This window comes from Dyadobacter flavalbus (genome assembly GCF_006149045.1).
In the GTDB taxonomy this organism is placed as follows: Bacteria; Bacteroidota; Bacteroidia; order Cytophagales; family Spirosomataceae; genus Dyadobacter; species Dyadobacter flavalbus.
In genome coordinates, this window is record NZ_VBSN01000027.1 from 570,245 (window position 1) to 592,123 (window position 21,879).

A 21,879-nucleotide genomic window follows, 5' to 3' on the forward strand; every position below is an offset into this window, starting at 1 on the left:
GCTTTGATTTGAATAATACTTTTGTTCTTTATAAAAGCATAGTAGGTTTACATACAACGAGCACATTCAATATCAATGTTCTTCATAATTGTATTATAATAGTTTGATGTAAGTAAATATGACCATTGAGTCAGGTGTAATTGGAAAGTTAAAACAACATAGAAGTTTTTCTGATTGGTGGGAAAGCAAGTTTGTGGAAATTCCGTTATTTGGTAACCAAGAGCTTATTGTTTATTTCATTCATTTTAATCCTGAAAATGATAAAAGCTTTATTCCTGAAGCGGATGAGGCTCTTAGGAATTTCTTGAAGCTAGATAGTAAGGACAGAAACGATATATCAGAGTTAGTCTATAAAAATTGTATTGATTACTTTGAAATTACAGGTTTTGATCTGGAGGTAGTTGAAATGTTTAAGCAAATTAAGAATCCGGAGACTTGGCATTTACATAATATCCGCTTAGGAAAATTACTTCATTTAAAGGATGTAAATGGAGTTTGGGATTTTGTAAAGCCCAAAGAAATCTACGTTAAAAGACGACAGTATAATGAAAAGGATATTTATGTTGTAATTACATGTCAATGCGATTGGGAAGATGAACACGGCCTTCAACTTGTATACAGACAAGGTAAGAAATTAACCAGAGTTAGTGCTGACGACGACGATTTGACTGATGCAGATGCATATAACATTCCTGACAATGAGGATGAAATGTTATCTAAATTTTAATCATTAAAGCATTTTACATACAACAACAGCGTTAAATATAAACTTTTGCTACAATCAGGAGTATTTTTCTCGTTTGTAGCAAAAGTTTTCAGGTAAGAATTGAATATAATTTTCATCCGCGCAACGCCTCCACTTCCGCAGTTTCCTTCACCAGTTTCTTCCCAAGAATCCGGTTCCCGCTTTCCGTAATCACCAAATTGTCCTCAATCCTTATGCCTGTAAAATCTCTGAACTGTTCCAGTCTGTTGTAATCGATAAACTGTGAAAGTTTGTTTTCAGCTTTCCAGCGGTCAATCAAAGTTGGAATAAGGTAAAGGCCGGGTTCCACGGTAATGACAAAACCGGGTTCCAGTGCACGGCCAAGCCGCAGGGATTTCCAGCCGAATGCAGTTCCTTTTTTCAGGTCGTCCGTGTAGCCAACGTACTGTTCGCCGAGGTTTTCCATGTCGTGTACATCGAGTCCCATCATATGTCCGAGTCCGCATTGGAAGAAAAGGGTATGCACGTCATGAGCCAAAGCTTCGGCCGGGTCACCTTTGATAATTCCGACTGATTGAAGTCCTTCCAGCAGTTTCAACGATGCTAATGCATGAACGTCTTTGAACAAAGTCCCGGGTTTGCAGGCTTCAATGGCCGCTTTCTGCGCACGCAGCACAATTTCGTACATTTCTTTCTGGATCGTTGTAAACTGCCTGCCCATCGGAATCGTGCGGGTAAGGTCACCGCAGTAATGCATGGCTGTTTCGGCACCGGCATCACAAAGCGCCATTTGTCCTTCCTGCATAGGCAAGTCGCGTGCATGTGTATGCAGAATTTCACCGTTTACCGTCAAAATCACCGGATATGCAATGTCACCGCCTCTGGCGATTGCCATACTTTGCAGCTTTGCAGCAACTTCCTTTTCAGTCATGCCGGGCCGGGTTGCCTGCATAAATTCAAGATGCATATCCACCGAAGTATCCACTGCTTTTTCTATTTCAGCGATTTCTTCGGAAGATTTATACGACCGCATGGAAACAACGGCCCTGACCAGCTTTACAGAAACTTGTTCCGAAACCTGTGCAGGCGAGTAGCCGAGCCATTCCTGCAACTGTAAGGTATGTTCTGAACGGTAAGGCGGCAAATAATGTACTTCCTGCTTTCGGGACATTGCATTGTTTAAAAATCCTTCCAATGCAGCCAGCGGCTTTACCTCGGAAATACCGATTTTTCCTGCCTTTTCAGCCAAAGCTTCTTTGGGCCCGGTCCAGACAATGTCATCGATCGTCAGTTCATCGCCAAAGATGATTTCACGGTCATTATCAATGTCAATTACAGCATGAAGTGAAGCGACATCCAGACCGAAATAATACAGGAAACTGCTGTCCTGCCGGAACGGATATACATTGTCACGGTAATTCATACCCGTTTCCAAGTTGCCCAGTAAAAGGATAAGGCCGCTGCCGACTTTCTGTTTAAGCTCGTTACGGCGGGAAATATAAGTTTGTTTAGAAAACATGTTTGTTACAGTTTTTTGCTTTAAATCGTTGAAGAACAAGACATCCTACTTCCTTTCAAACACAATGGTCATCATGGATCTTGCCGGCATTTTTATTCCGTTCTTTTCATTTTTGACTTGGCTGTGCAGCATATTAACGTCTTTCTCGGCAGTAGTCAAATACGTTTCCATTGTATTTTTTATCTTGAAATTCGCCAGCTCCGGCTTCAATGTCTGTTCCTTTTCCGTGTAATTGACTGCCACAAGCACGACTTGCTTTTCGTTGCTATACGCGGTTACCATAATGTTTTGGGCAATTTGAACCGGCGTCAGGCTGTCATTTCTTCTGATTTCCAATCGGTGCATGCCGGGACGTACGAAGCGGCTGTAATGGCCCAAAGCCCACAACGTTTTGGTTGCGGTAATGCTGCCGTCGGTATATTCTTTGTTTGCCGGGTTCAGCGCAATGAGGAAATAACGCGTATCAAAATCAGGGCTGCCGGGTTCCCAGCTGTTCCAGAGCTGCCAGGCTTTTGCATTGCCGTAAACGAGATCGTCATGAATTACTTTGGATAAAAACAATGCACAGTCAATAGCCGGGATCTTTCCGGTTCTGCCCTCCTTGTAACCGTCTGCAAGCATGGAATATTCCGTTTGCCAGAAGTCTGCGCCGTACTTGCGCGTGGTGTCGGCTACGTTTTTGCGGATTGCGATCCGGCTGCTGTCGCCTTTGTCCGTAAAGTAGCTGTGGCCGCCGATGATGGCCGGCATGTGTTTGAGCCTGCTGAGCTGCAACGGACTTTTTGCTCCGAAAAAATGTTGTGTCTGCTGCGCGGCTCCGCCGGTTTTGCCGTATAAATAATCCAGTTGTCCGGCTTCGGTAATCAAGATTCTGGAAGTTGATCCGGTTAATGTTAGTGTGCTGTCGAGGGCACGGGCTACTTTTGCTATATCTTCATTTCGCCACGGACTGCCTTCCTGCGAGCCTTTCCCAAAAGGATGAGACCAATCCCACTGCGGCTCATTCACCGGACTGATGTAGTTGAAATGCAATCCTTCTTTGTCAAAATGCGCCAGAACATCGGCCAGGAAACGGGCATAATCGCCGTATTTATCCGGTTTGAGGTTGGTCAGATAATCTTTTTCGGTTTTATAACCCAATCCGTTTTTTGTAAACTGGACAGGCGGCGTATTCGAGAACGCAATCAGGTTTTCAACACCGTACTCCGCCGCTTTTTTTGTAAACCATATATAACCCGCCTGTTTTGACCAGTCGTACGTGCCGTCCGGTTTAAGGAAACATTCCACGCGTTTACGAAAATCAATGATGCCGCTGCTGTCGCCTTGCTCAGCCGTGCCGCCGCCAATGTTGAACCGCCATGCCGACAGCCCGATTCCTTTCGGGTTTCCGTTTTTATCCAGTTCCTTGCTGAAAAGCCATTCAGCCATTTGCTCGCGCTTGTCCGCCGGCCAGTTTTTACCGATCCCTTCCGAAAACCATGCACCTGCTGCTCCGAAGTTGTCCATTTGCTGTGCGCGTTTATCGGGGTCAATGTGTATGGTTAATACAGCGGATTGCTGGGCATTGGAGTAAAAAGGAAAGACAAAAAAGAGTACAAAGATCAAAAAGCGCATCATGATGCCCGGGTTCAGTTTAAAAAAAGCAATATCCTGATTTATTAACCGTATTTCCAACAGTTTTCTTTATTCAAAAATAGCCTTGATCGCCAGCCCCGACATAATCAGGACCATTAACCAGCCTGCAACCTGCAAGAAAGCCGAATGCCGGTATGTTCCCATCAGCCTCGACTTGCGGCTGATCAGCAGCAAAATCGCAAGCGCAACAGGAAGTACAAAACCATTTAGTGTACCGACAAAAACCAGCACTTTCACCGGCCTTCCGACTGCCAGGAAAATGATTGTGGAAACAAGAATGAAAACGATAGTCAATGCGGTATGGTGCTTTTCCAGAAAAGGGTGAAACGAACGCAGAAACGAAACGGAAGTATAAGCCGCTCCAACCACGGAAGTAATGGCTGCACACCAGATCATGAGCCCGAACAGCTGCTTGCCGGATTGTCCCGCCGCATTTTCAAAGACAGATGCAGTCGGATTTTCAGGATTGATGTGCGCCCCGGCCAGAATAATGCCCAGTGTGGCAAGAAAAAGCAGATAACGAATGACGGACGTCAGCAATATGCCCGTTGCAGCACTCCGGTTCACTTGCGGCAGTGCAGCCTCGCCTTTGATGCCCGAATCCAGTAACCTGTGCGCTCCTGCAAAGGAAATATACCCGCCCACTGTACCGCCGACGAGCGTTATAGTGGCAACGGCATCAAACTTTTCGGGTAAAAACGTGTGCTTGAAAGCCGTCATCAGCGGCGGATGCGATGTGTAGGCAACGTACAAAATCAGAAGGATCATCACAATGCCCAGTATTTTGGTAAAAATATCCATGACCTTGCCCGCATCTTTGAACAGGAAAATACCGATTGCAATGGCAGCGCTTGCAACTGCACCTGTTTGTACAGGAATGCCTGTCATGGCTTCCATGCCAAGGCCGGCTCCGGCCACATTCCCGATGTTGAATGCAAGTCCGCCGGTGACAATAAGGAAAGCCAGTAAATAACCCAATCCCGGAAAAAGGTCATTGGCAAGATCCTGTGCCCTTTTTCCCGAGACGGTAACAATCTGCCAGATATTGAATTGAACGCAAAGGTCGATAATGACGGAAATCAGGATAATGAAGCCAAAGCTCGTCGCAAGCTGTTCTGTAAAAACAGTAGTCTGCGTAAGAAACCCCGGCCCAACCGCAGAAGTAGCCATCAGAAAAGCTGCACCCAGCAGCGCATTGTACTTGTGACCCATATAGTGTGCCTACGGCACCAGTTTATTGCATGTAAGTTAAAAGTCCCATCGGGACAAAACCCCGGTAGAAAAATGATATCCATGCAGTTTGTTTTCGTGCCGGCGGTACGATATATAAAACATGCAGTATGTCATTTACCATATCCGCCGCCGCCCGGTGTTTCGATCATCAAAATATCGCCCTTTTCAACAGGAAAATTACAGATGCCCGGCAATTCCGCAGCATTCCGGTTTTTGTAAAGCGTATGTTTACCGCATTGCCCGTCATTTCCGCCATTGATGCCGTAAGGTGCATACTTGCGATGTTGTGCCAGTAACGTCACCTGCAAAGGCTGCAAAAACTGTACTTTCCGGATCATGCCATTGCCGCCATTGAATTTTCCTTTTCCACCTGAATTTCGACGGATGCCAAATTCCAGCAAGCGAACGGGATACTTGCGTTCCAGCTGTTCGGGATCGGTAATGCGCGTGTTGGTCATATGCTGGTGCACCGCCGATCTTCCGTGAAAACCTGGCCCGGCTCCTGCGCCCCCGCCGATCGTTTCATAATAGCCAAACTGTTCATTGCCAAAAAGGAAATTGTTCATCGTTCCCTGACTGCATGCCGCCAGACCGAATGCCTTTAAAAGCGTGTCCACAAGCCGCTGGCTTACTTCCGTATTGCCGCCAACGACGGCCGGACATTGCAGCGGATCGTCTGAAAAGTCAGGATGTAGAAAGCTGTTTTCAGGCAGTTTGATCTCCACATGCTTCATTAATCCGTCGTTAAGCGGAATTTCCTTGTTGACCAAAAGACGCAGGACATACAATACAGCGCTGTACAGAATTGAAATATTTGCATTAAGGTTGTTGGGATGAACGCTCGATGTTCCTGTAAAATCAAAAAGCTGCTTATCTTCTGAAATGGAAATGCTGACCTGTATTTTGTGCCCGTCATCGAGGAATTCTGTTGCGTGGAAGGTTTGTCCGGAAATCGGGACAAGCGCTTGTTTCAGCTGGATTACGGCACTTGCTTTCAGTCGCTGCATGTACTTTTTTACCTGCGCCAGGCCATGCATATCCGCAAGTTTCAGCAGTTGTGCACTTCCTTTTCGCAAAGCAGACAATGCAGCCATTATATCGGCTTCATTGGACAAAAACGAGCGGGTAGGATAGGGGCCTTCATTGAAAAGACTGCGGACCGTTTCCCATTGAAATACATTATTCTTTATCAGATATTGCGGTAAAATCACAACGCCTTCTTCGGCCAGACAAACGGCGTCCGGCGGCATGGAGCCCGGCGTTTTTCCTCCGATTTCAGCATGATGCGCGCGGTTGATCACATAGCCGATGCATTCGTTTTCTGATGTAAAAACACCGGATAATAAGGTAATATCGGGCAGGTGAGAGCCGCCGTAACGGGGATGATTGGTAATAACGACATCGCCGGGACCAATCTCGATCGCTTCTTTTACAAGCCTTCCGCATATGCCCATACTTCCGAGGTGCACGGGAATGTGCTGTGCATTCACAAGCAGCTCGCCTTCTGCGTCCAGAAGTGCACACGAAAAGTCCAGCCGTTCCTTTACATTCACCGAAAATGCCGTACGTTGCAGCTGAACGCCCATTTCTTCTGCTATGGCCTTGAAACGGTTGGTAAAAAGCTGTAAGGCAACTTCTTCGCTTTGTTCACCGGACAATGTTTTTTCATCCAGTATTTTGAATGCAATGGCATCTCTGTTTTCCTGAACAACAAGCTTCCAGCCTTCGGGAATGTAGGAAGTGGAGGTATTATTGAGCAAAACAGCAGGTCCGGAAATTTGTTCGCCAGTGCTTAACTTGTCCCATTCGTACAAGTCAGCCGAATTGCCGGTTCCCGTTGCAAGTAAAGGTGCAACTTTTCTGATTGGCGTGGCGGGTTTGCCGTTTTTTATGCAGTTCAGGACTTTGGGCTTTTCTGCCTTTTCGCGCAGCATCAGTTTTAGGCTTTCCAGTTCAATTTCCAGGTTTTCAGGATAATAGCCGAATTGGGAAGTATAAATTTTTTCAAAAGACTGAATGGTTTTTTCCCCGTCGTAAGCAACTTCTACGGTGTTTTCCTGTCCGGCAAATCGCAGGTATACATGGCAGAAAGCTTCATCAAATGCATCGACTCCTTGAACTTTCAATTCATTCGCAGCAGCTTTAATCAGTTCATTTTTCCAGGTTTCAATGCTGTTTTCCGCTGTCTGCCACGGAAGCAGGATTTGTCTGGACACAATCGTGCTGATCAACGCTTCGCCCATACCCACCGCGCTGAAAAGTCCGGCATCGTAAGGAATGATAACGATTTCCATGTCGAGCAGTTCGGCCAGCTGACAGCTATGCAGGCCGCCGGCACCGCCGAAAGTGATCAAAGCGTATTCAGCAGGGTCAATGCCTTTTTCAACGGAAATCCTGCGGATGGCATCTGCCATTTTCTCATTGGCGATGCGTTCAAATCCGCTAAGTAAAGCAGCATATGTCAAAGCATTTCCTGTTTTTTCAAGAATGGCGTTTCTCAGCTTTTCCAGTTCTTCAACGGCTGCTTCAGGGCGGACCGGAATTCCGAATCTGGAAGCATCGAGCTTGCCGGACAGCAGGTTGATGTCGGTGATGGCAAGCGGGCCGCCGGCTCCGTAGCAGGCAGGACCGGGCGAAGCGCCTGCACTTTCCGGACCTACTTGCAGCGAAAACCCGTCGAACCAGCAGATGGAGCCGCCTCCGGCCGCAACGGTTTCAATGGCCAGCGTGGGATTGTGAAATTCAATGCCGTCAATTTCAGTAATGTATTTCAGCTCGGGCCGGCCGTCAATTAGCGCCGTGTCCGTGCTCGTTCCGCCCATATCGAAGGTGATGGCTTTGTCAAAGCCGAGTCTTTTTGCTGTATTTGCCGCAGCCACCATGCCGCCTGCCGGGCCGCTTAGCAGACTGTCTTTGGCATGAAAGCCAGCCGCTTCCGCCAGACTGCCCGTACTCGTCATTACTTTCAGGCCGCCTGTTTGCAGGGCATTTTTAATGTTGGTTAAGTACTGATCCAGAATCGGGTCGAGGTATGCATTGACAACGGCCGTTTGTGTTCTGCGGAGGTAATGGGAAAATGGAAAAAGAGATGAAGATGCCGAAACATACTTGCTGCCGTTTGCCCTGAAAAACGTTTCAAGTTCGTTTTCATGTGCGTTGTTCTGATAAGAATGCAGCAGTGAAATGGCTATCGACTGAAAGCGTTTACCGGTTTTTGATAAATCAAAATCACCTATCTGAAAAGGCGTGATTACATTCCCGGCTGCATCCAGGCGTTCATCGGCTTCAATGACTGTGTCGTAAAGCAATGCGGGTTCGGGAATATCCAGCTGAAACAAAGAAGGACGCTGCTGATTGCCGATGTAAAGCAGATCTCTGAAGCCTTTGGTAACGATCAGTAAAGTCTTTGCGCCTTTTCGTTCAAGTAGTGCGTTGGTGCCTTTTGTGGTTCCGAGCCGCATTTCCATGTTCGGCAATGCCGCATTTACAGGTGTATTTGTAAGCAGCCTCGCCGCCAGAACAGGTGCTTCTTCTGCGGTATTTATTTCAAAATCTGCGTTTTCAGCGATAAAAAGATCATCGTCTAGTGTCAGTATTTTACGGGCATGATCAATGGAAGTTACTTTACTTGTCAGGTCAGATGCATTGATTTTAAAGTAATATCCGGCCAAAAGATCATTGTCGAAATTCCAGCTCGCCTCAAATTCATATATTCCGGGTGCAGTTTTCCTGATAATCCGTCCTCTCAGACAGCTTGAACTCAGAACTTTAATCCGTGTCTTGTTTCCCGCCGGATCAATCGCAAGACAGTCGGTAAAAGTCCCGCCCGTATCGATCCATATTTTCCAGGCGGGATGGTTATTTGGTTTCAAAATACAGCTTTTAGATTTGGTATGGAAGCAATTTAACGGCTATTTGGCATGCAATCAAGCAAGCCTGTCGCGAAACTCCTTGTAATATTCGCCCGGCGACTTCCCGATTGTTTTTTTGAATACACGGTTGAAATTGGTGACGTTATCAAAGCCCGTTTGATAACTGATGTTCGAGAAGCTGTCGAAACGGCCGGAGAGGATGATCTTGCAGGCTTCGTTCACGCGCACTTCGTTCAGGAAACTGACAAAGGTTTTGTCCGTATGTTTCTTGAAATACCGGCAAAATGCCTGCGGCGTCAGATTGGCTACTTCCGAGATTTCAGTTAATGAAATGTGCTGCTTGTAATTGGTGACCAGATACTGGAAAATCTGATCCATACGGATTCCTTCGACTTCTGAAATAAGCTGTTCACTGTTGCTGCTTGCAAGCGGTTTCATGTCGCGTGTGACCGAAAACAGGTGCATCAAAGAAATAAATGCGGCTACGCGCTGGCTGTCTTTGTTTTCCCTTACTTCGAAAATGATTTTTTTAACGGCGTCACTTGCTGCTGCCGGAATCTGGAATCCGTTATGCAGGCTTTCCACAAATTTTCTGATGCCGGCCATTTCAGGCAGGCTGAACAGGTTTTGGGAAAGTTGATGCGGGTCAAAAAAGATGGAAATGGAATGAACCTGTTTTTTCCCTTCCGGATCAAAGTAAGCCTCGTCGTTTTTAAAAATATGTGACTGGTTGGCGCCTATAATATAAACTTCCCCTGCCTCAAAACGCTGCATGTAATTTCCGGCGATCAGGATTCCCGAGCCTTCCACAACCCACTCGATCTGTACTTCGCGATGCCTGTGCAAATGGTTGTAATAATGCGGCAGAATGTTTTCCTGCACCACAATGGTGTTCTCTTTCGAAACCGGAATGGTGAACTGAACAACTTTCATACAAACAAAAAATGCATTTTACGGGATTTGCAATATAAAAAAATCCCGGGTACAGCTTGGTTGTGTACCCGGGATCAAGATTAACTGGGAATTTGCTTTTTTAAAAATTATTTATTCAAAAGAGCCTGTTCCTTTACTACTTTCATGACACCTTTCATCAGTCTCCAGTGACCCGGGAAAGTACAGACGAAAGGATAATCGCCGGTCTGATCCGGAACTACGAATTTGAGACGGAAAGTTTGTCCCGGATTTACAAGCGGCGTGGCAGCCAGAACCTGCGGTATGTTCGGCACATAATTTTTCTCGGCACCGTCTTTTGCGGTAATCATTTTATCGGCAGCTGTGCCAATGGTTTCGTACGATTTCGGCTTTCCTACTACTACGTTATGCTGCATGGCATCCGGGTTTTCAAAAACCAGTTCAACGGTTTTTCCGGCAATGGCAGTGAATTCAGTCAGGCTGAACTTCATTTCTTCACGTATCGCCTTGATCTGTACAACCTGAACATTCGGATCAGCCGGCGTTTCATCTTTTATACCGTATGATTCCAGAAATGTAAGGTATCTGCTGTTCAGGTCGTCCGGAATATTGTTTTTCACCGATGCCAGCAAAGTCTTTGTTTCGGCGGAAGCCGTTTCTTTACGTTTCGGGTTCCATGCACCAAGGATTCCTTTCATCACGGCATTGCGGCCCTGCGGATCAAGCGACTGTGCTTTTGTAAGCAGCGTAACCACTTCATCACCTTTGGCATAGGATGTATATCCGCGTGTAGCGCGTTCCAGTGCAAAGTCCGAAAGACGGTCAAGACGACGTACTTCAAAAGTTTTGCTCATCGTATTGTTCTTGTTCTCCTCTTTTTCAGGAACCACATTGTCAACGTCCACAGTAGCCGTAACGCTTACTTTGCCGGCCTCATCGGAAGTAAAGCCAAAAGCAGTTTTCCACGGACCGTTGTTTCCTTCAACCAGTTTTACCGTTTCGCCGGGCGCAATGCCGTTTGAAAGCTGGCGGCTGATGTAATTCGTATTCAATGAACGGCTTCTGATTCCTACATTGACAACCGGCACCAGTTCTTTCGGAACGGCCACACTTCCCTGATTAGTAATTTCAATGACTACCCGCGCATATTCCCGTACATAAGGTGTTACGGGTTCAATAGTGATGTTGGTTATAGCTAGATCTGCCGAACCTTGCACGGTTACTTTATTGGCAGCGTGCGCGTCGTGGTTCATCGTTGAATGATCCATTGCTTTGGCTGTTTCCGTTTTTTGTGCAGAAGCATTGGAAGAAGAAGCCTTGCTGATGCGCTGTGCCAGATATTTTTCGCGTAAAGTACCGTTATGCGAATTCAGGATTGCTGCAAACGCATCCGGCATCCAGCGGTCGTCCGCCTGTGAATAGCTGTCAAGCAAACCAAGAACGGCATTTTCGATTTCCGGTGTAAACGGAATTTCAGAAAAGGCAAGCAATGTATTCATCACCACCAGCGGCTCTTTGTCGTGCAAGGCATCCGTAGTCAGCAATGCAATGCCGGTTGAGGCTGTGCGGGGCAATACTTTCACGGCTGTTTTACGAACGTCACCGGAAGGATGTTTCAAAGCTTCGGTAACAGTTGCAAGAACCTGCGGATCTTCCATCGCATTCAGTCCGTGCAAAGTCCACAAGGCATGAATAGCCGGTGCATTGATCCCGATTTCATCTACTGATTTGTCTTTAACCAGATCAAGCAGTTTGGAAACAACGTCTTTTTGTCCGCGTTCCACCAGCAGGCGCTGTGCATGCCGGCGCCATAGCATATTGGTGTTTTTCAAAGTAGCCACCAGTTCATCCGGACGGTCTTTGCTCAATGAAACCGGCTTGTACTCCGGCGCGTTTTTCCATGCAATGCGGTAAAGACGGCCATGTGTATAATCACGCAGATCGGTTTCATACGCATTTCCTTTTCCGTTTTCCGATCCTTTTGGCGTCGGGTTATGCTGAATGATAAAGCTGTACCAGTCTGCAACCCACACGGCGCCGTCTGGCCCGACTTCTGCAAAAACAGGAGAAACCCATTCGTCCGCTCCGGCCAGCAAGTTGAATCCAAGTACATCTTCAAAGTCAGTGCCTTTTTTGGCCATTACATTCTGGTGCAGAATATGTCCGGTCGGCTCGGAAACAAACGCAACTCTGTTCCAGTAACTTTTCGGAAACGCTCTTGCAGTATAGAAATTATGTCCGGCTGCGGCTGTAAATCCGCCGAATACGTCCACCTGACGAACTTTCGGCGTAATTGGCTGCATGTCTTTATGCGTATCGGTACTGCGGCTTCCGTTATCCACTTTGCTGTTGCCAAAGTAACGGTTCGGAATCGCACTATACCAGCCGTGTGAGTTATTTGCCGTAGAGCCAAACAGGTCGCCCGTTTCATTAAAGCCGAGTCCCCACGTGTTGTTGGATGTTTTGGCCACAATTTCCATATTCGATCCGTCCGGCTTGAAACGGAACAGTGCCTGTCCGAAATCCAGTGAATCGCTTTGACCTACTTTTCCTTTGAAACCCGAGTAGCCGACTGATCCGTAAACCCAGTTGTCAAATCCGTAATGCAGATTGGAAGGCCCGGCATGTGTGTCACCTGTTCCGAATCCTGAGAAAAGGATTTTCTTCACGTCCGCTTTGTCATCGCCGTCTGTATCCTGCAGGAAAAGCATGTGCGGTGCCTGCGAAACGATTAATCCGCCGTTGGCAAAAACGAGGCCGGTCGGAATGCTGAGGTCGTCGGAGAACTTGGTGAATTTGTCTGCTTTTCCGTCCTTGTTTGTGTCTTCACAAATGAGGATGTAATCGCTTCCGCCGGTGTCTTTGCGCTCATTCGGATAATCTTTTGTGATCAGTACGAACAACCTGCCTTTTTCATCCCACGTCATCGCAATCGGGTGCATAACGTCAGGCTCGTGCGCGAAAACATCCAGTGTAAAATCAACCGGAATCTGAATGTGCTTTACGGACTCTTCAGGTGAAAGCGGCAATTGCTGCAACTGAGGACCGGGGCGCTGTTCGTAGTTGGGAAGTTTGGCTTCGCGGTATTCAAATGGCTTTGGATTCAATGCTGCCAGCGATTTTCTGGCGTCATCATTAACCGCCCACAAAATTCCTTTTTCCAGCAGATCCTGAAATCCCTGAACCGCCCAAGTGCGCTCGTCATGGCCGTAAGCGGTATAAAAAACACGTCCTTTTCCATGTGTCCTTACCCAAGTATAGGGTTCTTTTGTTTGTCCGGGCTTGTCATTTTCCTGATCTTTCTGGATCGTGCGTTCGGTAAGAACTATGTTATCCGGTTCCAGCAAAGTGTGCAGATATGTTTCATCTACGGTTTTAAAAGGTTTTACACCCGCAATGGCAGGATGGTCAGGCTTGGACCATACCGGCTGAATGGTGTCCCACGTATGTCTCCAGAACTGGCCGCCGATGAGTTTTACAACTTCCGGATTGTTCCTGAAACAATAAGAGGCACAGTGCACCGGAATAAAGCCTTTGCCGCTCGCAACGAAATCGAGCAGTGATTTTGCCTGTTTCGGAGCAATGGAATCCCAGTTTGCGAAAAGCATCAGTGCATCGTATTTGCCTAACGTTTCCGGGTTAAGGTCGTCCAGATTATCGGTATAAGTGAAGTTGAAGCCTTTTGGCCCCAGCGCCGCCATAATCTGCGGAACACGTTCAGCGGGTTTGTGATGACCTTCTTTGTCACCCATAAACAGGATTTCAAGGCGCCGTGCCCTGACGGTTTCATTCTTCGAGGACGCGCTTTTGACCGAGGCGTTCTGTGAAGTTTGTTTGACGGCACAGCCCAGCAGGACTATGCCAAGTAAAAAGGATAACGCTCTGGCTTTCATTTGCTTGTTATTACGTTTTCTTCAAAATCAAAAAGGTATTCTTCCTTGTAATCTATACCAAAATCATTCAGGATTCTGATATACTCTTGCTTGAATGTTTTTGTCAGGTGATGTATTTCCTGATTTCCAATGTACTTAACGACACGATGGATATGAGAGCGGCTGTATGAAAATGCGCCATATCCTTTTTGCCAGTTAAATGCAGAAACTGAATAATTGTCTTTGATAAATTTATTCGAGGATGTTTTAATTTCCTCTACCAGTTTTGCTACGGAAACAGCAGGGTTGTATCCGAAAAAGATATGAATATGATCCGGCATTCCGTTTATGGCAAGCGGCTTGCATCCCTGTTTTGTTAAAATGCCGCCGATGTAAGCATAAAGGTCACTTTTCCATTTCATGCTGATCAGATTTTCTCTCCCTCTTACCGCAAAAACGACTTGAATGTATAGCTGTGTGTATGTATTCGCCATGGATTAATGTGTGTTATTGTTTGTTACGGTGCGCTGCACCTGACATTTGTGCATTAACGCTGATTTCTACTACAATTGTTGCGGTGCTCCGCACCTTCAAACAAACAAGGTGCAACGCACCGTAACATTTGTAGGTGCAGCGCACCGGAATAAAATTCAATTGCAATTATTTCAATTTACAAATTTATCTAACGTGATATTTTTGTTTGATTTCTCATTTCAGACATTCTTGAAATCCGGCAGCTGGATCAATGCGCCGCCTTGCAATGCCGATTCATGTGCCAGAATTCCCACGCTTGTCCAGTTTGCCGATTGTGCTGCATTCGGGAAAGGATCACGGTCTTCAATCAATGCGCTGATGAATTCATGTGCAAGGTGCGGGTGCGAACCACCGTGGCCGCCGCCCTGTACAAACGACAAATGGGCGTTGTCATCCAGGTTATAAACGCCGTGACCGGTAAAGTGACGTATTTCTTCCGGAAGATAATGTGCATAATCGGGCGTTGTCACGCGTTCTGCAATTTCGTGCTCCGGCTTTTTGGCTGTATGGATTACAGGATCTTCGCCTTCGATCAGCGGCCATTCAAATGATTTCTTGCTTCCGTAAACCTCAAAGCTTTCGCGGTACTGACGCGCCACATCAAATAATGAACGGTAAACATAAGCCGACAAATCGCTGTCTTTGAATTTAATATGCGCGGATTCAACGGCAAACGGCGAGTTGTGGATCTTTGCAAGATCTTCACTGATCGTTCCCGATCCGAAACACGAAACATATTCGGCTTCCAGTTTCAGCAAACCTGCAACGGGACCTACGCAGTGCGTTGCATAATGCATCGGAGGCAATCCGGGCCAGTAATCGGGCCAGCCTTCCATATCCTGCTGGTGACTTGCTTTCAGGAACTGCACTTTGCCGAGTTCTCCTTTTTCGTACAGTTCTTTTACAAACAGGAATTCCCGTGCATATACCACGGTTTCCATCATCATATATTTTTTTCCGGATTCTTTGGTAGCTTTTACAATTTCCATGCAATCTTCCACGCTTGTTGCCATGGGTACCGTGCAGGCAACGTGCTTTCCGGCGCGCAGGGCTTTCAGTGTTTGTTCGGCATGATTCGGAATTGGTGAGTTGATATGTACAGCATCTACATTCGGGTCATTCAGAAGGTCATCGTAACTGGTGTAGCGTACATCAATTCCGTACTGATCGCCGACAGCATTCAGTTTGGATTCCGTACGCTGGCATATTGCATACATATTGGCATTGGGATGCTGCTGATAGATAGGAATAAATTCGGCTCCGAAGCCCAGTCCGACAATAGCAACATTAATTTTTTGAGACATATTTATTACAGGTTAATGATTCGGTTTACAGGTTTGAGGAAGCAGATGACAAGGTAATTTCCTCAACGAAAGAACATAGGATTGACAATACAATTTTAAAGCAAAATAATACTAAAAACTTTACGTCTTTTGATTAGTACTGACTGTATTTTGATCTTTTTTTAATTGATGTGAAATTTAATTGCAAAATAATGCTTGAAATTACTGCTGTCATCCATAACTTTTAACTTAGTTCCTATGATACGTTCCGCTTTACCCGAAGATGCGCCTGCTGTGGCTCCGTTACTTGTTCTTGCAATGGACCATATTGCAGGCATTTTTGCCGGATCAGCAAATTATACGGATGCAATTCCTTTCTTTCATGCGTTTTTTGAAGCGGATAATAACCAGTACAGTTATACCAATACGCTGGTTTTTGAAGATAGAAAAATGGTAATCGGCTCTGTAACGGGTTATGACGGAGCAAGGCTGCATGAACTGAGAAAGCCGGTTGTGGACAAATTACGTGAATCAAATCCTGAATTTACGCCCGAAGATGAAACCGAAGCCGGTGAATTTTACATCGATTGTGTTAGCGTTCATCCGGAACATCAGGGGAAAGGAGTTGGTAAAAAGCTGATCCTTGCCATTTGTGACAAAGCTGCTGCATCAGGATTTGAACGTGTGGGCCTGATTGTCGATCAGGTAAATCCGCAGGCAAAAAGGCTGTATGAAAAGCTGGGTTTTGAAGTGGCCGGAGAAAAGGATTTTCTGGGTCACCGGTATTTCCATATGGTTAAAAAAGTATTGTAACTGAACTCTGATAACCGGAGTCTGTGATTTTGTCTGTTCTATCCAGAAACCGGAATGCAGGTTTGAGCTTCTTAAAAGGATGTGAAGGAAATTTACCTAAATTGCTTCTTTAAATTTTTTAAGAATTCAAATTTTTACCTGAATCCATGTTTCAAAGAAGAACATTCATAAAAACCGGTGCACTGGCAGTGGCCGGAATCGCTGCTTCGCAGTGGTCATTTGCCAAAAATGCTGCAGACTTTCCGGTTGTACGGATTCCTGCGGACAAGCGCAGTTTTACAAGTCCGGCGGTGGAAGCAACGATAACCCGGATGAAAAAGGTGATCAAAGATCCGGAGCTGGCCTGGCTTTTTGAAAACTGTTTTCCCAATACGATTGATACAACTGTTCATTATAAACCGATTGACGGCAAGCCCGATACCTTCGTAATCACCGGCGATATTGATGCCATGTGGCTGCGCGACAGTACGGCGCAGGTATGGCCGTACTTGCCTTTGCTGAAAGAAGACAGCAAACTGAAAGACATGGTGGCCGGCCTGATCAACAGACAGACCAAATGCATCAACATTGATCCTTATGCCAATGCATTTTATGACCGGCCGAAAGAGAGCGAATGGACAAAGGATGCCACGGATATGAAACCGATGCTGCATGAACGCAAATGGGAGCTGGATTCACTTTGTTACACGATCAGGCTGGCTTATAATTACTGGAAAATAACGGGTGATACGAAGCCTTTTGATGCGGACTGGCGAAAAGCAATGGGACTGATCCTGAAAACCTGCAAAGAACAGCAGCGGAAAGACGGTCCGGGTCCTTACAAATTCGGACGCGTTACTTCATGGTCGACGGATACGGTTCCCGGAAACGGATACGGAAATCCGGTTAAGCCGAACGGCCTGATTGCAAGTACTTTCCGACCGTCGGATGATGCCGCGATTTATCCTTTTTTCATTCCGTCCAATTTCTTTGCAGTGGTTTCTTTCCGTGAAATAGCCGAGCTGCTGGAAAAAACGGGCGGCTCCGCAGGAGGGCAGGATGCCGCGCTTGCTGCCGATTTCCGGGCACTGGCGCTGGAAGTTGAAAATGCATTGAAAAAATACGCCGTATATCCGCATCCGGAATTTGGTAAAATCTATGCTTTTGAAGTGGACGGCTTCGGCAACTATCTGCTGATGGACGATGCAGGTATTCCGGGTTTGATCAGCATGCCGTATCTGGGCGCCATGCCGGTGAAAGATCCGATCTATATGAATACCAGAAAGTTTGTGCTGAGTGACTCCAATCCTTATTTCTTTAAAGGAAAAGCAGGCGAAGGGCTGGGCAGTCCGCATACTTTGGTCAATCAGATCTGGCCGATGGGAATCATTGCGCGTGCGATCACATCAACGGACGACAAGGAAATTGAAGCGCAGCTGAAATTGCTGAAAACAACGCATAATCATACGGGTTTCATGCATGAATCCTTTGACAAAGACGACCAGTCCAAATTCACCCGTAAATGGTTTGCATGGGTAAATACCTTGTTCGGAGAGCTGATTCTGAAACTTGAAAAAGAAAGGCCGCATTTGCTGGCCAAGGTTTACTGAGCCATTTTGTTACAGCTTATCACTGAATTGAAAATGCATTTAACGAAAGAAGCCGGAATCGCATGATTTCGGCTTCTTTTTATTGTAAATCAATTGCCTAATGCTTCCAGCTCCCGAACTTTCCGCGCTGATAATCCTGATAAGCCTGTTCGATTTCATATTCCGAATTCATGACAAAAGGGCCTTGCGCAACAACCGGTTCATGGTTCGGCTTTGCATGACCGATCAGCAGCAGGCTGTTTTCTTTGGCTTCGACCTGGATTTCCCCGTTTTCTGTATCAAATTCAACCAGTTCCAGTTTATTTACTTCTTCATTGTTTACGTTCAGTTTTCCCTGAATTACATAAAACAGAACCGTACGTCCTTCGGGAATATCTACATTGATTTTGCCGCCTTTCTGAAAACCGATTGTGGCAATGTGTACATCCGCAATGGATTGCAGGCTGCCTTTTTGTCCAAACCATTCACCGGAAACAGCATCAGCAACAACTTTGCCTTCATCCAGCGCAATATGCGGAATGTCATCTTTTTGCAAACCCGTATAGGCCGGTTCCGTATTTTTCAGATTGGCCGGCAGATTAACCCAAAGCTGAAGAATTTCCACGTTCCCGCCATTGGCCAGGAATTCTTTCGAAGAATTTTCAGAATGAATAATGCCTTTTCCCGCAGTCATCCATTGAATTCCTCCGGCCTCGATCTTGCTGTTATAGCCGGTACTGTCCGTATGAACAATGTCTCCTTCCACGATAAATGTAACCGTTTCAAAACCTTTGTGCGGGTGAGGTCCGAAAGGCAAACCTCTGTTCCGGGAAGGATACGTCTGCGGCCCGTGATGATTAAGAAAAAGAAACGGTTCGAGGTCATCAATGGCGACTTCCTGCGACGGCATAACGCGATAGGTTACAAGTCCGCCCATGTCCGCCCGGACGGCCCTGAATATATTTTTAATCGTTTTCATAACTATGTTTTTATACTTCTTTCAGACTTTAATGTAATCTGAAAGAAAATAGTTTATGTACGGACTATTCAAAAGTATAGCGGTCAATTGTTGCCGCTATAGATTAATTTGACTATATTCTTACTGGGCTCCCGAAATGCCGGATTTGATAAAAGCAAGTCCGTCGCGCATCAGCTGTTCTTCGGATTCAAACATTTTCCGCCAGATATTCGCAACCGGAAGTTTGGGACTGAATGCCTCGATACTGATCCAGCCGTCGTATCGGATGTCTTTTATTGCCTGAAAAATTCCCGTCCAGTCCACGTTTCCTTTTCCCGGCGTAGACCTGTCGTTTTCAGAAAGCTGGATAAATGAAATCCGGTCGCCGGCCTTGCGCATGGTGTCGCCGATGTTTTTCTCCTCAATATTGGCATGAAAAGTATCGAACATGATTTTGCAGTTGGGATGATTTACTTCATCCACAAAGCGGATCAGTTCATCGCCGCAGCTTGTAAGATACAGTTCAAAACGGTTCAGGTATTCCAGCCCGAGCGTGATGTCCAGCGATTCGGCATAATCTGCAACTTCCCGGATGCCTTCAATTCCCCATTTCCATTCGTCTTCTGTTGCCGGCTTGCCCGAAAATACGCCTAATGCCGAATGGTAAGGGCCCATTAATTTGGTTGCGCCCAGAACAAGCGAGCAGTCAAGCGCTTTCTTAAGATGTTCAACGGTATGTCTTCGCATGGCGGGATCAGCGCTGATGAGATGCTCGTCCGGGCCGCAGATGGTATCCGTTTCACAGGCAAGTCCGAGATCGTCGAGTTTCTTTCTGAAATTAAACCAATGCGCAGGATCGGTATTGAAAATCGGAACTTCCACGCCGTCAAACCCTATTTCCCTGATCAGTTCAAGCGTTGGGAAAAGGCTTTCGTCTATTTGATTTCCCCAAAGCAGGAGATTCATGCTGTACTTCATTCAAATTGGTTTTTGCCGTTCAATCTTTACAATTGCCCGGATTGATAATAAAAATATTCAGATCAAATATGCTGTTACAAGTGGCTGCCGGCCATTGGCTTCAGGTTTTCAGAAAGATCAGGTTCTGGCAGAGAGCAAGTTGTAAAAACGGAAACGCTCAATCGCTTTCAGGCAAATACCCGGATCGAAATGCGTACAATTTTACAATAAAAAAATACAGTGTTTTTATTCGCTTTTGATTAGTACTGACTGCATATTGATATATTCTGTAATTGTAAATGAATACCGGAACAAAATAAAACCGTTTTTGGAAAGCGTAAAAAAAGGCAGTTTCCGATCATAAACGAAACTGCCTTTTTGCATTATTCTGTTTTATCTACTGCACCCGGCTGAAAATCATCTGATTGTTATTTTCGTAATATAAAACAAGCTGGTTTGTTTTTAAATCGTATAAATTGACATTAGGTAAAGCATTGATGAACAAATTTCCCCAGGATGTTTCCGCTCTTTCCGTTCCGCCTCCACCGATCTGGATTGTATTTTGCTGCGCTGTTTCGTAAAAGCCGGTCAGGAAATTGGTTGAAGTCGTTCCTTCCAGTTCTCCTTTCTCCTTGAAATTCAAGACAATATCCATTGCACCTTTGGGTGGGTTCGGTTTTTTGATCGTGTCGGATTCCTGCACGATGCTTTCCAGCTTCCATGTTCCGGTCAGTTCCAGATTACTGCTGATTGTGGTGGTTTTTCCACAGCTGACTGTCAGGGTTGTAAACAGTACGAATACTGTCCTATGTATCAGATTTTTCATTGTAGTTATTATAACAAGATGAGGATTTAATATAAATATTCCAATAGGCATTTGCGTTTGGCCGAAACAAGCATCATTCCTGAAAATATTATACCGGATTTAACCTGTAAAAGCACTCCGGACCGTTTCATTTAACGCGTTTATTACAACGAATTTCAGGTAAATTTTCTTTCGCCGTTTGCTAATTCCTCTCGCATGAAACTGACCTTTCTTTTTGCTGTAAGCACAAAAAGAAAAGAATTACTGACCTTATTTTGACATTTATATTCACATTTGATGATATTTGAAGGTAAAATAAGGTAAGAAATGAAGGCGCCAATTCATAAAAACATCGAAAGTCAGGTAAGAACCGTAACCATACAGGAACTAAAAGCCGCTTATTTTGACCCAAACTGGCATTTTCATCCGCATTACCAGCTTTTTACGGTTCTGGAAGGAACCGGCAAGCGGCTTATCGGTGATTCCGTACAGACTTTCGGCCCGGGCGATACCGTGTTTCTCGGACCCGACGTTCCGCATTTATGGCGCAGTGACCCGGCTTATTTTGAAAACGATTCTGCGTTGTTTACGCACGGGGTTGTACTGTATTTTCAGGAAGATTTTCTGGGCAGGGATTTTCTGGAAAAACCTGAAATGCTTGCCTTGCGGCAGCTGCTGCTGGACAGCAAAAGAGGAATCGAATACAAAGGCTCGCTACGCGAACACATTCGCTCCGAGTTGATGTCTTTGATGCATCAGGAAGGTTTTCAAAGTATTATTCAGCTGCTTGCCTTGCTGCACAAGCTTGCACATGATCCGGGCGGTTCGCCGATTTCCAGTTACGGTTACGTGAATACCTACAAAGTTTCGGAAACCGAACGCATGCAGAAAGTTCACAATTATGTACTTCAGCATTTTGCACAGGAAATAAGGCTCGGCGATGTCGCGTCATTGGCCGGAATGACGGAAGCTGCTTTTTGCCGTTATTTCAAGGCAAGGTCAAACAAGACGTTCATCGATTTTGTAAATGAAATCCGGATCGGGCATGCCTGCAAATTGCTGCTGGAAGACAAATGGACCATTGCCCAGATTGCCTACGACAGCGGGTTTGATTCTTTGTCCAATTTCAACCGGAACTTCAAGCGTTACATTGGCCACACGCCAAGGGAGTACAAAGGAAATTATTGATTAAAAGGGTTTTTGTTGAATCAT

The 21,879-nt window shown here is 45.8% G+C and carries 15 protein-coding genes; 4 read left to right on the top strand and 11 right to left on the bottom strand.

Annotated elements, in window-relative coordinates; translation table 11 throughout:
- Positions 1-118 precede the first annotated feature (118 nt).
- Positions 119-727 (top strand): DUF6985 domain-containing protein, encoded by a 609-nt coding sequence (locus FEM33_RS07640; protein ID WP_139011467.1) that lies wholly within the window; start codon positions 119-121, stop codon positions 725-727.
- Between the two features lie 112 nt (positions 728-839).
- Here FEM33_RS07640 and FEM33_RS07645 read toward each other — a convergent pair whose 3' ends face one another.
- The 8 genes from FEM33_RS07645 to FEM33_RS07680 form a co-directional block, all read right to left on the bottom strand.
- Positions 840-2,225 (bottom strand): aminopeptidase P family protein, encoded by a 1,386-nt coding sequence (locus tag FEM33_RS07645; protein WP_139011468.1) that lies wholly within the window; start codon positions 2,223-2,225, stop codon positions 840-842.
- A 45-nt stretch (positions 2,226-2,270) separates the two neighbouring features.
- Entirely contained in the window at positions 2,271-3,842 is a 1,572-nt protein-coding gene (locus FEM33_RS07650; protein WP_139011469.1) for a glycoside hydrolase, read from the bottom strand.
- Between the two features lie 66 nt (positions 3,843-3,908).
- Positions 3,909-5,072 (bottom strand): NRAMP family divalent metal transporter, encoded by a 1,164-nt coding sequence (locus tag FEM33_RS07655; RefSeq protein ID WP_139011470.1) that lies wholly within the window; start codon positions 5,070-5,072, stop codon positions 3,909-3,911.
- 131 nt (positions 5,073-5,203) lie between these two features.
- Positions 5,204-8,965 (bottom strand): hydantoinase B/oxoprolinase family protein, encoded by a 3,762-nt coding sequence (locus FEM33_RS07660; RefSeq protein WP_139011471.1) that lies wholly within the window; start codon positions 8,963-8,965, stop codon positions 5,204-5,206.
- 54 nt (positions 8,966-9,019) lie between these two features.
- Positions 9,020-9,898 (bottom strand): helix-turn-helix domain-containing protein, encoded by an 879-nt coding sequence (locus FEM33_RS07665; protein ID WP_139011472.1) that lies wholly within the window; start codon positions 9,896-9,898, stop codon positions 9,020-9,022.
- A 107-nt stretch (positions 9,899-10,005) separates the two neighbouring features.
- Entirely contained in the window at positions 10,006-13,770 is a 3,765-nt protein-coding gene (locus tag FEM33_RS07670) for a PVC-type heme-binding CxxCH protein (protein ID WP_139011473.1), read from the bottom strand.
- A complete protein-coding gene (gene tnpA / locus FEM33_RS07675; RefSeq protein WP_139011474.1) occupies positions 13,767-14,243 on the bottom strand; it encodes an IS200/IS605 family transposase in 477 nt (158 codons plus the stop codon). The genes FEM33_RS07670 and tnpA overlap by 4 nt, the downstream gene beginning before the upstream one ends.
- Positions 14,244-14,462: 219 nt before the next feature.
- Complete coding sequence (locus FEM33_RS07680; RefSeq protein ID WP_139011475.1) at positions 14,463-15,587, bottom strand: Gfo/Idh/MocA family protein; 1,125 nt, start codon at positions 15,585-15,587, stop codon at positions 14,463-14,465.
- A 237-nt stretch (positions 15,588-15,824) separates the two neighbouring features.
- Here FEM33_RS07680 and FEM33_RS07685 point away from each other — a divergent pair, with 237 nt between their 5' ends.
- Positions 15,825-16,379: a GNAT family N-acetyltransferase gene (locus FEM33_RS07685; protein ID WP_139011476.1), complete on the top strand. Its 555-nt coding sequence runs from the start codon at positions 15,825-15,827 to the stop codon at positions 16,377-16,379.
- Positions 16,380-16,525: 146 nt separating this feature from the next.
- On the top strand, positions 16,526-17,968 hold the full coding sequence (locus FEM33_RS07690; RefSeq protein ID WP_139011477.1) for a glycoside hydrolase family 125 protein: 1,443 nt from the start codon (positions 16,526-16,528) through the stop codon (positions 17,966-17,968).
- A gap of 97 nt (positions 17,969-18,065) precedes the next feature.
- Here the strand turns inward: FEM33_RS07690 and FEM33_RS07695 are convergent, their stop codons facing one another.
- The 3 genes from FEM33_RS07695 to FEM33_RS07705 form a co-directional block, all read right to left on the bottom strand.
- The gene (locus FEM33_RS07695; RefSeq protein ID WP_139011478.1) at positions 18,066-18,926 is read right to left on the bottom strand and encodes a pirin family protein; all 861 of its coding nucleotides are present in this window, start codon (positions 18,924-18,926) and stop codon (positions 18,066-18,068) included.
- Between the two features lie 120 nt (positions 18,927-19,046).
- The gene (locus tag FEM33_RS07700; protein WP_139011479.1) at positions 19,047-19,883 is read right to left on the bottom strand and encodes a sugar phosphate isomerase/epimerase family protein; all 837 of its coding nucleotides are present in this window, start codon (positions 19,881-19,883) and stop codon (positions 19,047-19,049) included.
- Between the two features lie 376 nt (positions 19,884-20,259).
- Positions 20,260-20,688: an META domain-containing protein gene (locus FEM33_RS07705; RefSeq protein ID WP_139011480.1), complete on the bottom strand. Its 429-nt coding sequence runs from the start codon at positions 20,686-20,688 to the stop codon at positions 20,260-20,262.
- A 306-nt stretch (positions 20,689-20,994) separates the two neighbouring features.
- On the opposite strand from FEM33_RS07705, the gene FEM33_RS07710 reads away from it, so the two are divergent.
- Positions 20,995-21,855, top strand: coding sequence for an AraC family transcriptional regulator (locus tag FEM33_RS07710; protein ID WP_139011481.1), 861 nt, complete (start codon positions 20,995-20,997; stop codon positions 21,853-21,855).
- Positions 21,856-21,879 lie beyond the last annotated feature (24 nt).